We start from the raw sequence: 15,033 nt of genomic DNA, 5'->3' as shown, positions 1-15,033 counted from the left end.
GCGAGCGAGGGGAGCGTGCACGGGGGATGTGGGCGAGCAGGGTCGGGGAGGGTTGGTTCAGCGGCGGGTGCTGACCATCGGTAGCAGGGTGCGGCGGGCGAAGTCGCGGGCCGCGGTCTCGTCGCCGAGCGGGATGAGACCCTCGGGGGTGAGGGCCAGGGATTGGGCCAGGCGGGCCATGATCTCGGCAACCAGGTCGGCGTCGAAGTCGAGGTCGGCGTCGGACTTTCGCAGGCCGCGTAGTTTGTCGGCCAGGTAGGCGCGGCCGACGGCGAGGATGGGGCCCGCTTCGGTGGTGAGGCGGGGCAGGATCATATCGGGTTCGGTGCGCAGCAGCCGTTGCAGCAGTTCGTTGCGGGCCAGCAGGGTGATGAAGGCGACGAACACCTCGACCAACTGGTCCTCACCGTCGGCGATGCTGCCGACCCGCTCCTCGATCTCGGCGACGAACAGCTGCGCCTCCCGCACGCCGACCGCCTCGACCAGGTCGTTCTTCGATTCGAATCGCCGGTACAGGGTGGCCGGGCTGATTCCGGCGCGGCGGGCGATCTCGCCCATGCTGGTGCGCTTGATGCCGAAGTCGAGGAACGCCGACAGGGCGCTCTCGAGTAGCTGTTCGCCGTCGGATCGCGGCTTTTCGAGAATGCGCGCCAGGATGGGCGGAACGGTGGGCATCGAGTCTCCAGTCGAATCGGCGGGATACCGCGTCGATGCGGAAGGCGGACATTCATTATCTCATTCGATCGGCCCGCCCGGAGGCGCTCCGACCGCCACCCCCTAGCGGCTCACCGCAGATTCAGCGCCGCCATTTCCCGTTCGATCGCATTGGCCGCGAAATCGCTTCCTCGGGAACGTAATTCGTGCACCCGCCGGTGCAGGGCCTCGATGCCGCCCGGCTGTGCCGCGATATCGGCCACGCTGACCCGAGCCGGGGGCCGGTGGCTACCGGACTGCTCGTACGACACCGCTCGACCCTATCCGACTGATAGCTGTTTCGCGTCGCGGTGGATCTCCAGATTGTGCAGATAGACCGCGGCATTGAGCCGGATCCGTTCCACCTCGGCCTCGCCCAGTTCGCGGCGCACCTTGCCCGGCACCCCGGCCACCAGCGAGCGCGGCGGAATCTCGGCGTTCTCCGGGATCAGCGCATTGGCCGCGATCAGGCTGCCCGCGCCGATCACCGCGCCGTTGAGCACGGTCGCGCCCATGCCGACCAGCACATCGTCGCCGACCGTGCAGCCGTGCAGGATCGCGTTGTGCCCCACCGAGACTCCGGCGCCCACGGTCAGCGGAAAGCCCGGATCAGCGTGCAGGACACAGCCGTCCTGGATATTGGTTCCGGCGCCGATGGCGATGTCCTCGATATCGCCGCGCAGCACCGCGTTGTACCAGATGCCGACCCGCGCGGCCAGGCGCACCCGCCCGATCACGGTGGCGTTCGGCGCGATCCAGGCGTCCGCATCGATCTGCGGCGCGTGTTCACCCAGCTGAATCCTCATATCGCCAACTTAGTTGTTCTTGAACAGCGCGCGATGGGCGGCCGGGGACAGACCCAGTGCGCGATGGAAGTGGTGGCGCAGATTCACCGCCGTCCCCAGGCCGGATTCGGCGGCGATGCGGTCCATGGTGTCGTCGGTCGACTCCAGCAGCAGCCGGGCCCGATCCACCCGCTGCTGCAGCAGCCACTGCTGCGGACTGGATCCGGTGCGCTCGCGGAAGCGGCGGGTGAAGGTGCGCCGCGACATCAGCGCGGTGCGCGCCCAGCCGTCGAGATCGATCGGGGTGTCGAGATGCGTTCGCGCCCAGACCATCGCGTTCTCGATCGGATCGTCGTCGATATCGTCGGGCACCGCCACCGGAATGTACTGGGCCTGGGAACCGCCGCGATAGGGCGCGAGGACCAGGGTGCGAGCGAGTTCGGTCGCCGCGCGGCTGCCGTGGTCGGTGCGGACCAGATGCAGACAGCAGTCCAGCGCCGCGGCCACCCCGGCCGAGGTGACCAGATCGCCATGATCGGTCCACAGCCGATCCGCGCGCACCCGGACCGCGGGGAAGGTGCGTGCGAGCATGGCGGCGGCCGACCAGTGGGTGGTGATCTCGCGGCCGTCGGCCAACCCGGTCGCGGCGATGGCCCAGGAACCCAGGCACAGGCCCACGATCCGCGCCCCGCGGTCGTGCGCGGCTCGTAGCGCCTCCCGAACCGGTTGCGTCGGTTCGAGATTCGGGGCCCAGCTGGGCACGATCACGGTCTCGGCGCGTTCGACCGCCTCCAGGCCGTGTCGCACGCTCAGATCGAAATCGCCCGGGGTGCGCAGGATGCCGGGTGTCTGGGCGCAGGTGAACACCCGATACGGCGCGGATTGCGCCGCGCTGGTGCCGATTCCGCCGAATACCAGGCCCGGGATCGACAGGTGGAACGGGCTGATGCCGTCGAAGGCGAGTACGGCGACCGAATGCATGGCCCGATTTTAGCGCTACGCGGCCTTCGGGCCACTATCCGGACGGTCGCGATCCGCCGAAACTGATCTTCATGACGAACACGATCTCCACCACCGTCGAACTGCTGCACATCGGCGGACCCACCGTCCGCTTCCGGTACGGGACGCTGACCTTCCTGGTCGACCCCACCTTCGACGAGCCCGGTGACTACCCGGGCCCGGTGACCCTGCACAAGCTGGCCGGACCGGCGATCCCGGCCGATCGGGTGGGCGCGGTGGACGTCGGACTGCTCTCGCACGATCAGCACGCCGACAACCTCGATCGCTCCGGGCGGGAGTTCCTGGCGGGTGTGCCGCTGGTGCTGTCCACCCCGGAGGCGGCCGGACGGATGGACAACGTTCGGGGACTTGCCAATTGGGAGAGCATCGAGACCGGTGGAATCACGATCACGGGCGTTCCGGCGCTGCATGGGCCGGAGGGTGCGGAGGAGCTGTCCGGCACGGTGACCGGATTCGTCCTTCGGGGCGAGGGTCTGCCGACGGTGTACGTCTCCGGCGACAATGCCTCGGTCGACTACGTCGAGCAGATCGTGGCCCGGATCGGGCGCATCGATATCGCCCTGCTCAATGTGGGTGCGGCGAATGTCGGCCGATTCGGCGACTGGGACCTGACGCTCAACGCGCGCACCGCGGTACCGGCGGCGCGGGCCCTCGGCGAGGCCGTGATCGTGCCCGTCCATGCCGAGGGCTGGGCGCACTTCAGCGAGACCCTCGACTATCTGCGGCTGCACTTCGGTTACGCCGGACTGGCGGATCGGCTGCGGATCCCGCCGCTGGGCGAGGAGATCACGCTGTAGCCGAATCCATTGGCGGCAAGCGGAATTCGGTCAGGCGCGCGGTGTGCGTCGATGACATGTCGAGCTGTGCAGCCTGACCAGCATTCCCGCCGAACAGTTGCCCGTTGATTGCCAACTTGTGAATCGCCGACCGGGGATCATGGCGATCGTGGCGCGGGTGGCTCACGATGACGCTATGAGAATCGGGGTGCCGCGGGAAATCAAACCGCAGGAGCAACGGGTCGCACTCACCCCCGCCGGTGCCGGTGAGCTGGCCCGGCACGGGCATCGGGTACTCGTCGAGGCCGGGGCGGGCGTCGGATCCGGCTTCGATGACGCCGACTATCGCGCGGCGGGAGCGCGCGTCGTCGAATCCGCCGCCGATGTCTGGAATGATGCTGAACTATTGCTGAAGGTGAAAGAGCCCATTGCGGAGGAGTATCCGCTGCTGCGGCCCGCGCAGGTGCTGTTCACCTTTCTGCATCTGGCCGCCTCCCGCGATTGCACCGATGCGATCCTGCGGTCGGGGATCACCGCGATCGCCTATGAGACCGTCCGCGGCCGCGGCGGTTCGCTGCCGCTGCTGGCGCCGATGAGCGAGGTCGCGGGCAAGCTCGCGCCGCAGGTCGGGGCGCATCATCTGATGATGCCCGCGGGCGGCGCGGGTGTGCTGCTCGGCGGGGTGCCGGGGACGCGGCCCGCGCGGGTGGTGGTACTCGGCGGCGGGGTCGCCGGAACGTGTGCGGCGGGTGTGGCCGCGGGGATGGGCGCGCGGGTCACCGTGCTCGATACCAATCCGATTCGATTGCGGGAGCTGGATATTCGCTTCGGCGGGCGGGTCGGTACGGTCGCCTCGCAGATCGCCGAGGTCGAAAAAGCCGTTCTGGCCGCGGATCTGGTGATCGGGTCGGTGCTGGTGCCCGGCGCGCGAGCGCCGCGATTGGTGTCCGACGCCTTGGTCGAGCAGATGCGCCCCGGGTCGGTGCTGGTCGACATCGCGATCGATCAGGGCGGCTGTTTCGAGAGTTCGCGACCCACCACGCACGCGGATCCGACCTTCCGCGTGGCGAATTCGCTGTTCTACTGCGTCGCGAATATGCCCGGCGCGGTGCCGCACACCTCGACGGTCGCGCTGACCAACGCGACGCTGCCGTATGTGCTCGCGATCGCCGAGCGCGGGTGGCGGGACGCCTGTCGGGCCGATCCCGGACTGGCCGAGGGTCTCACCGCCGATGGGGGACACCTGTTCCGCGACGAGGTGGCGCGGGCGCACGGACTGCTGGCCGTTGGTGGGCCGAGCGCGCTGTGAGCGCGCCACCTCGTCGGTGAAACGTCAGAAGTACCAATCCGGTTCGGCGGCGGGCAGATCCCGCAGCTTGTCCGGGTTGCGCACCACATTGATGCCGATGATGCGGCCCTGCTCGAGGATGAACGAGAAGACGCCGACGTGATGTCCGTCGAACACCATGAGCCCCGGATACCCGTTGACCAGAACCGAACGGCCCCAGCCGCCTTCGCCCGCGCGATACCAGCCCATGAACATCTTCGCGACCAGTTCGGCGCCGCTGACCGGCTGCCGGATCGCGGGCACCTTGCCGCCGCCGTCGGCGGTGAGGGTGACCTTGTCGTCCAGGACGCCGAGCAGTGCGCTCAGATCGCCCGAGCGCCAGGCCACCGCGAACGCCGAGACGGCCTTGGCGTGATCGTCCGCGCTGGCGGGAAAGCGCGGAGTGCCCTCCTCGACCCGCTTGCGGGCGCGAGAGGCCAACTGCCGCACCGCGGCCGGGGTCCGGCCGACCACATCGGCGACCTCCGGACCGCTCATGCCGAAGACGTCCTGTAGGACGAAGGCGGTGCGCTCGGCGGGCGACAGCGATTCCAACACGACCAGCAGCGCGGTGGTGACGCGCTCGTCCTGGCTGATGCGATCGGCCGGATCGACCCAGGTGGTCACCTCCGGTTCGGGCAACCATTCGCCGACGTACTGTTCGCGGCGCGCTCGCGCGGAACCCAACTGGTCCAGCGCGAGGCGGCCGACGACGGTGGACAGCCAGGCCCGCAGATTATCGATCTCCTCGCCGGGCGCGCGCTGTTCGTCCCAGCGCTGCAACCGCAGCCAGGCATCCTGCACGACGTCGTCGGCATCGCTGAGACTGCCCAGCGTGCTGTAGGCCAAACGCCGCAGGTACTGGCGGTGCTCCTCGAACCGACGCGCCAACCGCACCTGGTCGCTCTCGTCGGGGCGCTGCTCGGTAGCCACGTCCACCATCCTTCCGTTCGCGCCGAGCCTATCGATGCGTTCGTCGAGGTGACGACGCGGCATCCACCGGTGTGACATATCTCCGGCGGCCGCTACCCTCAGCCGGTGCGCATGGGGATGTCGACGGCGATCGGATTGGGACTGGGGTTCGCGCTGGATCGGATGCTCGGCGATCCGCGGCGGTGGCATCCGGTGGCCGGATTCGGGTTGCTGGCCGGGAGCCTGGAGTCGGCGACCTATCGCGACAGCCGCAGCGCCGGGGCAGGATACGAGGCGCTGCTGGTCGGTGGGGTCGTCGCGGGCGGTGTGCTCGCGCAGCGGGTGGGCGGCACGGGTTTTCGCCGGTCGGCGCTCACGGCGCTGGCGACCTGGACGGTGCTGGGCGGTCGTTCGCTGGCGCGGGTCGGGCGGCAGCTGGCCGATCGGCTCGAGGCCGGGGATATCGAGGCCGCACGCGCGTTGCTGCCGTCGCTGTGCGGGCGGGACCCGCGGGCGCTCGACGCCGACGGACTGGCTCGGGCCGCCCTCGAATCGATCGCGGAGAACACCTCGGACGCGACCGTGGCACCGCTGTTCTGGGGTGCGGTCGCGGGCGTGCCGGGCCTGCTCGGCTACCGCGCGATCAATACCCTCGACGCCATGGTCGGCTACCGCAACGACCGCTATCGCCACTTCGGCTGGGCCGCGGCCCGAACCGACGATCTGGCCAATCTGATACCCGCCCGGGTGAGCGGTCTGCTGACCGCGCTGCTGGCCCCCATCGTGAACGGCCGACCGAGCGCGGCCCTCGCAGCCTGGCGCAATGACGCCGCCAACCATCCGAGCCCCAATGCCGGTGTCGCCGAGGCATCGATGGCCGGGGCGCTCGGCATCCGCCTCGGCGGCCTGACCGAATACCGCCACGGCGTCGAACTGCGCCCGACCCTGGGCGTCGGCCCGGCTCCCCGCGTCCCCGATCTGCGCCGCGCGGTGCGGCTTTCGGAGGCGGTACAGCTCGCGAGCGCGATCCTCGCCGCGCTGTGGGCGGCGCGCAGATAGGACCGCGGCTCAGGAACGGTCCAACCACTGCGACAGCAGAGCTTGTTCGTTGTCGCTGAGCACGGTCAGCCTCGGCGCGGGCAGTTCGCGAAATCGTCCGATCGGGTTCGGTTGGTCAGCGGGCATTGCCGTAGCGGTCGGCGAGGCGCTCGGCGTTGGTGGGTTCGCGGGTGGGGGTCGAAGGCGTTGCGGGGGAGGCGGATTCGGTGGCCGGTGCGGTCGCGGTCACGCCGCGTTCCCTGCGCCGCTCGCGGATCTCGGCGTAGACGAAATAGCCCAGGCCCAAAGGCGCCATGATGCCGAAGGCGATCCACTGCAGGCCGTAGGACAGGTAGGGGCCCGCGTCGAGCTGGGGGAGCGGAGTCGGGGTGAACGCGCCCGGCTGATGGTCGGTCAGTTCCAGATAGCCGCCGGGGCCGCCGGTGGGAATCGTTGTCAGCGGCTCGTTCAGGACCGAGGCGAGCTGGCCGGTGTCGATCGAATACACCTGGCGGTAGCCGTCCTGAGTCATCGGATCCTTGCCCGGCGTGACGCCCTCGGATTTGCGGACCCGGGCCTCGATTCGCTGACTGCCCGCGGGCGGCTCCGGAATCGGGGGCAGGCGGATGCCGTCGGCGGCCGCGAGCAGGCCGCGATCCACGAGCAGGGTGCGGCCGTCGTCGAGCCGGAAGGTGGACAGGATGCCGAAGGCCGGATTGTCGTTGAGGCGCTGCAGGCGTTCCACGACCGTCGAGCCGGGAACATAAGTCCCCGTGGCGATTACGCGCCGCCACTCGGTGTCCTTGGCGGCCGGATCGTTCAGCAGTGTGGTCACATCGACCGGTGTGGCGTCGACCGAGGCGGCGATCAGCTTGTTGCGATGCGAGGTGGTGTTGTTCTTGCCCAGCTGCCAGGGGGCCAGCACGGTGAAGCACAGATAGGCGAAGGCCACGACCACCGCGGCCAGGATCACCCAGCTCGGTCGCAGCAGGAAGGTCAGCCGGCGCACCAGATTCATCGCGGCAACTGCTCGCGCACCCAGTCGAGCAGACCCGGCACGGCCGCCTCGATCTGCCCGCGGACCAATTCGAATTCGGGGTCGTCGCCGTAGTACGGATCCGGTACATCGGGGCCGTCGGCCCGCGGATCGAAACTGCGCAGCAGCCGCCGCCGCTCGACCGGCACCCCCAGCCGCGCCAGATAGCGGTCGTGTTTACCGTCCAGACCCACCAGCAGATCGGCGTCGAGGTGATCCGATCCGACCAGTGCCGCGATATGCCCGATCGGATAGCCGTGTCTGCGTAGCACCGCGGTGGTTCGCGGGTCGGCATCGGATCCGACATGCCACGAGGTCGTCCCGGCACTGCTCACCCGCACCCGATCGGCCAGCCCGGCCCGTTCCAGATGCGCGGCGAAGATCTTCTCGGCCATCGGCGACCGACAGATGTTGCCGGTGCAGATGAAACTCACGTGCAGCTCGCCCACGACAGCCATTCTGGCCGGTCCCCGCATTCGGCGGCCACGTAGGGTGGGGCGCTGTGCCCGAGACCACCGTTTGCGCCCGATGAATCCGGAGTTCGATCGGGACGCACTGCGTCATCACGGTGATGTCGAGGCGCTGCCCGGGATGGTGGACTTCGCGGTGAATGTGCGGGGTAGCGGGCCGCCCGCGTGGTTGCGGGAACGGCTGGCCGCGCGGTTGGGTGAGCTCGGGCGGTATCCGTCGGCGGCGCGGGAACTGGGCGCGCGGACGGCGGTCGCGGCGCGGCACGGGCGGGAGCCGGGGGAGGTGTTGCCGCTGGGCGGCGGGGCCGAGGGATTCGCGATGCTGCCGCGGTTGGCGCCGCGGTTGGCGGCGGTGGTACATCCGTCGTTCACCGAACCGGAACTGGCGTTGCGGGAGGCCGGGGTCGCGGTCGCGCGGGTGGTGCTCGAACCTCCCTACACCCTGGATCCGGCGCTGGTGCCCGAGGCGGCGGATCTGGTGGTCCTCGGCAATCCGACCAACCCCACCTCGGTGCTGCACGCGGCGGACACCATTCGGGCGCTGCGGCGGCCGGGACGGATCGTGGTGGTCGACGAGGCGTTCGCCGATGCGGTGGTCGATGAACCGGAATCGCTTGCGGGCAGCGCGCTTCCCGATGTGCTGGTACTGCGCAGTCTCACCAAGACCTGGGCGCTGGCCGGATTGCGCTGCGGCTATCTGCTGGGCCCGCCGGATCTGCTGGCCCGGCTGGCGCACGGCCGCGCCCACTGGCCGCTGGGCACGCTGCAACTCGAGGCGATCACCGCGACCGCGCAACCCCGGGCGGTCGCCGAATCCCGTGCGCTGGCACTGGAAATCGCCGCCGAGCGATCGGCGATGATCGCACGCCTGGGCGAGGTGGGCGTCGAGGTGTGCGAACCGGCCTGCGGCCCATTCGTGCTGATCCAGGTGCGCGATGGGGAGCTGCTGCGGAAACGGCTCGCCGACAAGGGCATCGCGGTGCGGCGCTGTGACACGTTCCCGGGCCTCGGGCCGAATCACCTCCGCCTGGCCGTGCGCGGGGCCGACGAGGTCGATCGCCTGATAGCCGCCATTCGGTCGAGCGGGCTGTAACCGCCGGGCTCGGTAGGTATCCCCGGTGGCCGAGAATTCGTGGCGCGTGCGACGGCGACAATGTTCGATCCGCCGCCGCGGCTGCGCGGAGTCGAACGCGTTGGGCGGGTGCGTATTCGGAACGACGCCAGCCCCTGGCTGATCACCCGTTTCGGCCGGGGGAAGGTTCAGTGACGATGTCGAATTCGACCGTCTCGCCGGACTCGACGTAGTTGCGGCGGCGGGCCCAGCGAGGTGATGAGCGGGACGTGCCGGTGTTCGTAGTACTCGATCAGCTCGTCTCGGCTCAGGCCGGGCTTCGCCACCGGCAGTGCGGTGACCTTGAACATATGGACAGACGGTAGCGTCTGCGGAGCGGTGCAGACGCGAGGCGGAGGAGGTCGGCGGTGGCGGGCGTAACGGTCGGGGATGTGGTCGGGGTGCTGGACGCGGCCTATCCGCCCCGGCTGGCCGAATCGTGGGATTCGGTGGGCCTGGTGTGTGGCGCCGAGCACGAGCCGGTCGGCCGGGTGCTGTTCGCGGTGGACGCCACCGCGGCGGTGGTGGACGAGGCGATCGCCTGGGGCGCACAGGTTCTGGTGGCGCATCATCCGCTGCTGCTGCGCGGGGTGGATTCGGTGGCCGCGAGTACGCCCAAGGGCGCGCTGGTGCATCGCCTGATTCGCAACGGCTGCGCGCTGTTCACCGCGCACACCAATGCCGATTCCGCCGATCCGGGCGTCTCCGACGCGCTGGCGCATGCGGTGGGACTCACCGTCACCGGACCGCTGGAGTCGAAATCCGCTGCGCCGGTGGACGAGTGGACCGTGCAGGTGCCGCGCGCGCATACCGAGGCGGTGCTCGCCGCGCTGTTCGAGGCGGGCGCGGGCGGCGGCGATCGCTATCGCGAATGTGCCTCGCGGACGGCGAGTATCGGCCAGTTCCGCCCGCTGCCGGGGGCCAATCCCGCGGCCGGGGCGCCGGGCGAACTCGAGACCGTCGAACAGGACACCGTCACCGTGGTGTCGCCCCCGTCCAAGCGCGCGGCCGTCCTGGCCGCCCTGCGCACCGCCCATCCCTACGAGGACCCGGCCTTCCACGTCACCGAGCGCGCCGCGCTGCCCTCGGGCCTCGGCCTGGGCCGAATCGGACATCTGGCGCACCCGGAAACGTTGCGCGCCTTCACCGCCCGCGTCCGCGCCGGACTCCCCGGCACCACCTGGGGCGTCCGGGCCGCCGGCGACCCGGACCGGCCGATCCACACCGTCGCGGTCTGCGGCGGCGCGGGCGACTCCTTCCTCACCACGGTCACCCGCCTGGGCGTAGACGCCTACCTCACCGCCGACCTCCGCCACCACCCGGCCGACGAACACCTCCGCGCGGGCGGTCCGGCCCTGATCGACGCCGCCCACTGGGCCACCGAATTCCCCTGGTGCGCCCAGGCAGCGCAATTCGTACGAAAGGCCCTGCCGGGCTTGGAGACTCGGGTATCGACGATCCGCACGGACCCTTGGACGCTGGGCGCGGCGGACTGCTGAGCGAGTCGGGGGAACGCGCGGCATACTGAACGCGTGTTGCGGACGGTGCGGCGAATTCCCGCGTGGGTGTGGTGGCTTTTCGCCATGGTCGCAATCTGGGCCGTGCTGTTGGGTTTTCGGCAGTGGTCGTTGCGAATTCTGCTGGTGGCGATCGCCGCTGCCGTGGCGGTCCGGGCCGTGACCTCGGCGTTGCGCGGGTCGACGGCATGGCTTCGAAGGTCCGCGGGTGTGCTGGCCTTCGTCTTGGCCGGCTGTGCTGGCCTGGGAATCTATTGGTGGCAACCGAATCCGGCTCGGGACCATTTGAACGCGGTTCGAGTACCGGGCTACGCCCGCTCGGATGAGCCGGTGGGACGGGGTATCGGCCCGGTCGCCTCCGCGGTCTTTATCGGCCCTCCGGTGGACGATATCGCCCAGCTGGTTTCCGCTCCCGGACTGCGCGTGACGCGCTTCGAACCGGACGAGTGGGTCAAGCAGCGGATCCTACGCGACGGCCCCGGCCCGGCGACCCCCGTCGCCTATGGCGATTTCACCGACGACTGCCACCTGACGGTCGACCGTGTCTTCGATCGGACGCACGTGTCCTGGCAGCCGAACGCACAGCAGAGCGCGGACCTGCGCGCCGGGGCACTGTTCGTCTTCGAGTTCGCGGTGACGTGCGGGGCCGGATGAGTGCGGCGAGACTACCGCCGGTGCAGTAGTTCCCATTGCAGGGCAAGGATTTTCAGTCGGTCGACAATATCTTCGCGATGCGGCGCGGTAATGGTCACCTGCGTCGAGTTCGACGCTGCCGCGCTGGGCGCGAGGCCGACCGACGGTTCGGCGGGCCGACCGGCCTGCCGAGCGGCGAGCATGCGCTGCAGAAAGTGAGGATCGGCGTTCAGGGCACGCAGGAACGGACCGTTCACCGCAGTCGATCGCGCGTTCATGACGAACTCGCCATCGGAGAGCCAGGCCGGGATCTTGTCGCCGATCGTCGAACCGGGTCCGTTCACTTCGCCGCCGTCGGCGCGCATGACGTATACCTGGGACATGAGTTGCTGCGCCCGCTGGAAATTGTCGTTCGCGCGCTGGGCATAGGCGGCGCCCCCGGGGCCGAGATCGCCGTTTCTGCGATAGTTCGCCAGGTTCTCCTCGCCCGCGTTGTATCCGGCGGCGAGGTATTCGTTGAGCGAGATCTTCGCCCGCATATTGTCCGGGACCAGCGCGGCGGTATCGTCCTTCATGGTTTTGAGCGCGTACGCCGTGGCTTTGACGGCCAGATGCTCATCGGTGGTCAGATCGCTCCACTGGTGTCCGCCGAACTCGTCCGGGTATCGGGCCCTGAGCTTTTCGAATGTCTCCTCTTTCATATTGGTGACGCCCAGCGAGTTTCCGGGTCCGCCGCGCAGCGGGCTGGTCGCCCACCTACCGAGGTCGTAAGCGGTCGCACCGGCACGGCCCACCACCTGCTCGCGGGTGGCGCCCTCGTTGAGCACGATGGCCATCACGAGCCGAGGATCGATGCCGGTCTGCTTGCCGTACTTCACCGAATCGTCCATCCACGAGCTGAGATACGGATCGAGTTCGTCTCGGTGGTTGTCGGTGCGCTTCTCGGTGAATGTCGGTGGCGGGGTGTTCCAGCTGGCGCTGGTGCGTTCGGCGGGCCCGATGGGTTCGCCCACGGGTTTCGGTCTGGCCAGTTGGTCGAGCCAGACGGATATCGGATTCTGATTCATGAGACCTCCGTATGGAACCCTAACAGTTCCATACGGACTTCTGGAGATGATGGCGGGTCGTGGAATCCCTTCCTGGACAGGGCCTTCGGTTCGGTGGCCTAGTCGGCTCGGGCGACGATCTCCGGTTCGTGGTCGACGGGGAAGTTCATCGAATTGGCGATGAAGCAGCGCTTGTGGGCCTCGGAGTGCAGGGCTCGGGCGTCGGTGGCGCGGGTGGGGTCGGTGATGGTGACTCGGGGGCGGAGCAGTACGCGGTGGAAGCGTTCGTTGTCCATGGCGCCGGTCGCGGTGTCGCGGTAGTCGGTGACGACTATGCCCGCCTCCACGCACAGATGCAGGTACCAGAGCATGTGGCATTCGGACAGGGAGGCGACCAGGAGGAGTTCGGGGTTCCAGCGGTCGCCGTCGCCGCGGCCGATGACCGGGTCGGCGCTCGCGGGCAGGGGTGGGCGGTCCGGGGCGTGGACCTCGTGATTGCGGGAGTAGTCGCGGTAGCCGGTGGTCGCCCCGCTCCACTGGACCTTCACCTCGTAGCTGTGCATGTCAATGAGCCTGCCACGGAGATGCTTTCGGTCGCCGCCGAAATATGGGCGCGGCGATCCGGAACCGATGGGGTGGGGTTGGGACGTAACCGGGCGTGGGCGGGGTACGGTTGATAGTCCGTGCTGGGCGCCCGACCGGGCGTCCGAGGAGTCCGATGCGTCCAGGGAGTAAGTTCCGCGTTGAATGTCGAACCACCCATCCAGGCCAAGCTGCTCGACCTCGCCGGCGTCGACGCCGAACTGACGCGCATCGAGCACCGCCGCAAGGTGCTGCCCGAGCAGCAGGAGGTGCAGCGGCTGGAGGAGGAGCGCACCGCACGCAAGGATGCGGCGGTGAAGGTCGAGATCCTGATCGACGACCTCGACCGCGACATCCGCAAGCTCGAGACCGAGATCGACGGCGTGCGCAAGCGTGAGCAGCGCGACCGCGGCATGCTCGACAACGGCAGCGTCGGCGCCAAACAGCTCTCGGAACTGCAGCACGAGCTGACCAGCCTGGAGCGGCGGCGTTCGGTCCTCGAGGACGATCTGCTCGAGGTGATGGAACGCCGGGAGGCCGCCGTCGCCGACCATCAGCACGCGGGCGCGAACCTGAGCAAGGCCGAGGAGGATCTGGGCGATGCCCAGCGCCGCCGCGACGAGGCGCTCGCCGACCTCGGTGTCGCCGCGCAGCGCTGCGCGAGCGATCGCGACGGCCTGATCACCACCTTCCCGGCCGAACTGCTCGCGATCTACGATCGCCAGCGCGCCGAACACGGCGTCGGCGCGGCGCTGCTGCAGGCCCGCCGCTGCGGCGCCTGTCGCATCGAACTGGACCGCGGCGAGATCGCCCGCATCGCCAAGACCGCACCCGAGGTTGTCGTACGCTGCCCCGAATGCGGCGCGATCATGGTGCGCACCAAGCAATCCGGGCTGTGACGCCGATGCTGGTCGTCGTCGAGGCGGACGGAGGTTCGCGCGGCAATCCCGGCCCGGCCGGTTACGGCGCGGTGGTGTGGGACGCCGAACATGTGCACGTGCTGGCCGAGCGTAAGCAGGCCCTCGGCGTCGCGACCAACAATGTCGCCGAATATCGCGGTCTCATAGCGGGTTTGGAGGCCGCCGCGGAGCTGGGCGCGCACGAGGTCGAGGTGCGCATGGATTCCAAGCTGGTCGTCGAGCAGATGTCGGGTCGCTGGAAGGTCAAGCACGAGGCCATGATTCCGCTCGCCGATCGCGCGCGGCGGCTGGTCGCCGGATTCGATCGCGTACGGTTCCAATGGGTTCCGCGCGCGGAGAACTCGTATGCCGACCGGCTCGCCAACGACGCGATGGACGATGCCAAGCTGATCGACGAGGTGCGGGAGGCCGCGCCGAGTTCGACGTGGGATCGAACCGTGGCCGGCGGACCGGCGGTCGAGAGCGCGCATCCGAATGCGATGTCCGATGCCGGTGCTGTTGCCGTCGAAACCCCCTCGGCGACAACCAGTCCGGGCTGGACCGGCGCGCAGGGACGTCCCACCCGCATGCTGCTGCTGCGTCACGGTCAGACCGAGCTCTCGGTCCATCGCCGGTATTCGGGTCGGGGGAATCCGCCGCTGACCGCCCTCGGGCGTGAACAGGCCGCCCGGGCCGCGAAATACCTTGCCGCCAAGGGCGGTATCGCCGCGGTGGTGAGCTCACCCCTGGGTCGGGCGCAGGAGACCGCCGAGGCCGTTGCCCAGGCGCTCGACGTTCCGGTCCGAGTTCTCAACGGCCTCATCGAGACCGACTTCGGAGCGTGGGAGGGGCTGACGTTCTCCGAAGCGGCCCAACAGGATCCGGAGTTGCACGCCCGGTGGCTGAGCGATTCGTCGCTGCCCGCGCCGGGCGGCGAGAGTTTCGACCAGGTGCGCGAACGCATCGAGGGCGTCCGCCGGGATCTGGTCGGGTTGTATCCGGGGCAGAACATCGTGGTGGTGAGCCATGTGACCCCGATCAAGACGCTGCTGCAACTCGCCCTGGGCGTCGGCCCGAGCCTGCTGTACCGGTTGCATCTGGATCTGGCGTCGCTGTCGATCGCCGAGTTCTATCCCGACGGTGGCTCGTCGGTGCGGTTGGTGAACGACACCTCGTATCTCTGATAGG

18 protein-coding genes are annotated in these 15,033 nt (G+C 69.2%); 8 read left to right on the top strand and 10 right to left on the bottom strand.

The window, feature by feature from the left end; all coding sequences use genetic code 11:
* Nucleotides 1–57: 57 nt before the first annotated feature.
* From NP4_RS35565 to NP4_RS35550, 4 genes are all read right to left on the bottom strand, one after another.
* On the bottom strand, nucleotides 58–675 hold the full coding sequence (locus tag NP4_RS35565) for a TetR/AcrR family transcriptional regulator (protein WP_062505241.1): 618 nt from the start codon (nucleotides 673–675) through the stop codon (nucleotides 58–60).
* 110 nt (nucleotides 676–785) lie between these two features.
* Entirely contained in the window at nucleotides 786–965 is a 180-nt protein-coding gene (locus NP4_RS35560; RefSeq protein WP_068007433.1) for a hypothetical protein, read from the bottom strand.
* A gap of 9 nt (nucleotides 966–974) precedes the next feature.
* Entirely contained in the window at nucleotides 975–1,499 is a 525-nt protein-coding gene (locus tag NP4_RS35555; protein ID WP_068007430.1) for a gamma carbonic anhydrase family protein, read from the bottom strand.
* Between the two features lie 9 nt (nucleotides 1,500–1,508).
* On the bottom strand, nucleotides 1,509–2,459 hold the full coding sequence (locus NP4_RS35550) for a GlxA family transcriptional regulator (RefSeq protein WP_068007427.1): 951 nt from the start codon (nucleotides 2,457–2,459) through the stop codon (nucleotides 1,509–1,511).
* Nucleotides 2,460–2,530: 71 nt separating this feature from the next.
* Between NP4_RS35550 and NP4_RS35545 the strand changes: the two genes are divergently transcribed.
* Nucleotides 2,531–3,295: an MBL fold metallo-hydrolase gene (locus NP4_RS35545; protein WP_068007422.1), complete on the top strand. Its 765-nt coding sequence runs from the start codon at nucleotides 2,531–2,533 to the stop codon at nucleotides 3,293–3,295.
* Between the two features lie 175 nt (nucleotides 3,296–3,470).
* Nucleotides 3,471–4,583, top strand: a complete 1,113-nt coding sequence (gene ald, locus NP4_RS35540; protein ID WP_068007483.1) for an alanine dehydrogenase — start codon at nucleotides 3,471–3,473, stop codon at nucleotides 4,581–4,583.
* 24 nt (nucleotides 4,584–4,607) lie between these two features.
* On the opposite strand, the gene sigJ is transcribed toward ald, so the two are convergent.
* A complete protein-coding gene (gene sigJ, locus NP4_RS35535) occupies nucleotides 4,608–5,534 on the bottom strand; it encodes an RNA polymerase sigma factor SigJ (protein WP_245997887.1) in 927 nt (308 codons plus the stop codon).
* Nucleotides 5,535–5,645: 111 nt separating this feature from the next.
* Between sigJ and NP4_RS35530 the strand changes: the two genes are divergently transcribed.
* Nucleotides 5,646–6,572: a cobalamin biosynthesis protein gene (locus NP4_RS35530; protein ID WP_245997934.1), complete on the top strand. Its 927-nt coding sequence runs from the start codon at nucleotides 5,646–5,648 to the stop codon at nucleotides 6,570–6,572.
* A 115-nt stretch (nucleotides 6,573–6,687) separates the two neighbouring features.
* Here the strand turns inward: NP4_RS35530 and NP4_RS35525 are convergent, their stop codons facing one another.
* Both NP4_RS35525 and NP4_RS35520 read right to left on the bottom strand, forming a co-directional pair.
* On the bottom strand, nucleotides 6,688–7,560 hold the full coding sequence (locus tag NP4_RS35525) for an SURF1 family cytochrome oxidase biogenesis protein (RefSeq protein ID WP_068007480.1): 873 nt from the start codon (nucleotides 7,558–7,560) through the stop codon (nucleotides 6,688–6,690).
* Between the two features lie 5 nt (nucleotides 7,561–7,565).
* Nucleotides 7,566–8,045, bottom strand: a complete 480-nt coding sequence (locus tag NP4_RS35520; RefSeq protein WP_068007409.1) for a low molecular weight protein-tyrosine-phosphatase — start codon at nucleotides 8,043–8,045, stop codon at nucleotides 7,566–7,568.
* Nucleotides 8,046–8,115: 70 nt separating this feature from the next.
* On the opposite strand from NP4_RS35520, the gene cobC reads away from it, so the two are divergent.
* Nucleotides 8,116–9,150 (top strand): Rv2231c family histidinol phosphate aminotransferase CobC, encoded by a 1,035-nt coding sequence (cobC, locus tag NP4_RS35515; protein WP_068007405.1) that lies wholly within the window; start codon nucleotides 8,116–8,118, stop codon nucleotides 9,148–9,150.
* A gap of 167 nt (nucleotides 9,151–9,317) precedes the next feature.
* On the opposite strand, the gene NP4_RS41385 is transcribed toward cobC, so the two are convergent.
* Complete coding sequence (locus NP4_RS41385; protein WP_156524968.1) at nucleotides 9,318–9,479, bottom strand: EthD domain-containing protein; 162 nt, start codon at nucleotides 9,477–9,479, stop codon at nucleotides 9,318–9,320.
* 57 nt (nucleotides 9,480–9,536) lie between these two features.
* Between NP4_RS41385 and NP4_RS35510 the strand changes: the two genes are divergently transcribed.
* Nucleotides 9,537–10,667 (top strand): Nif3-like dinuclear metal center hexameric protein, encoded by a 1,131-nt coding sequence (locus NP4_RS35510; RefSeq protein WP_068007402.1) that lies wholly within the window; start codon nucleotides 9,537–9,539, stop codon nucleotides 10,665–10,667.
* 33 nt (nucleotides 10,668–10,700) lie between these two features.
* Nucleotides 10,701–11,339, top strand: a complete 639-nt coding sequence (locus NP4_RS35505; RefSeq protein WP_114755673.1) for a hypothetical protein — start codon at nucleotides 10,701–10,703, stop codon at nucleotides 11,337–11,339.
* A gap of 11 nt (nucleotides 11,340–11,350) precedes the next feature.
* Here NP4_RS35505 and NP4_RS35500 read toward each other — a convergent pair whose 3' ends face one another.
* Nucleotides 11,351–12,385, bottom strand: a complete 1,035-nt coding sequence (locus tag NP4_RS35500; RefSeq protein ID WP_068007392.1) for a transglycosylase SLT domain-containing protein — start codon at nucleotides 12,383–12,385, stop codon at nucleotides 11,351–11,353.
* A 98-nt stretch (nucleotides 12,386–12,483) separates the two neighbouring features.
* A complete protein-coding gene (locus tag NP4_RS35495) occupies nucleotides 12,484–12,927 on the bottom strand; it encodes an OsmC family protein (protein WP_068007388.1) in 444 nt (147 codons plus the stop codon).
* 180 nt (nucleotides 12,928–13,107) lie between these two features.
* Between NP4_RS35495 and NP4_RS35490 the strand changes: the two genes are divergently transcribed.
* Both NP4_RS35490 and NP4_RS35485 read left to right on the top strand, forming a co-directional pair.
* Nucleotides 13,108–13,845 carry a zinc ribbon domain-containing protein gene (locus NP4_RS35490; RefSeq protein ID WP_068007386.1) on the top strand — a complete coding sequence of 246 codons (738 nt, stop codon included), beginning with the start codon at nucleotides 13,108–13,110 and terminating at the stop codon, nucleotides 13,843–13,845.
* Nucleotides 13,846–13,850: 5 nt separating this feature from the next.
* The gene (locus NP4_RS35485; protein WP_174556212.1) at nucleotides 13,851–15,029 is read left to right on the top strand and encodes a bifunctional RNase H/acid phosphatase; all 1,179 of its coding nucleotides are present in this window, start codon (nucleotides 13,851–13,853) and stop codon (nucleotides 15,027–15,029) included.
* Nucleotides 15,030–15,033: the final 4 nt, after the last annotated feature.

This window comes from Nocardia pseudobrasiliensis NBRC 108224 (genome assembly GCF_001613105.1).
GTDB classification, from domain to species: Bacteria; Actinomycetota; Actinomycetes; order Mycobacteriales; family Mycobacteriaceae; genus Nocardia; species Nocardia pseudobrasiliensis.
This window is presented reverse-complemented; position numbering and strand designations above follow the sequence as displayed.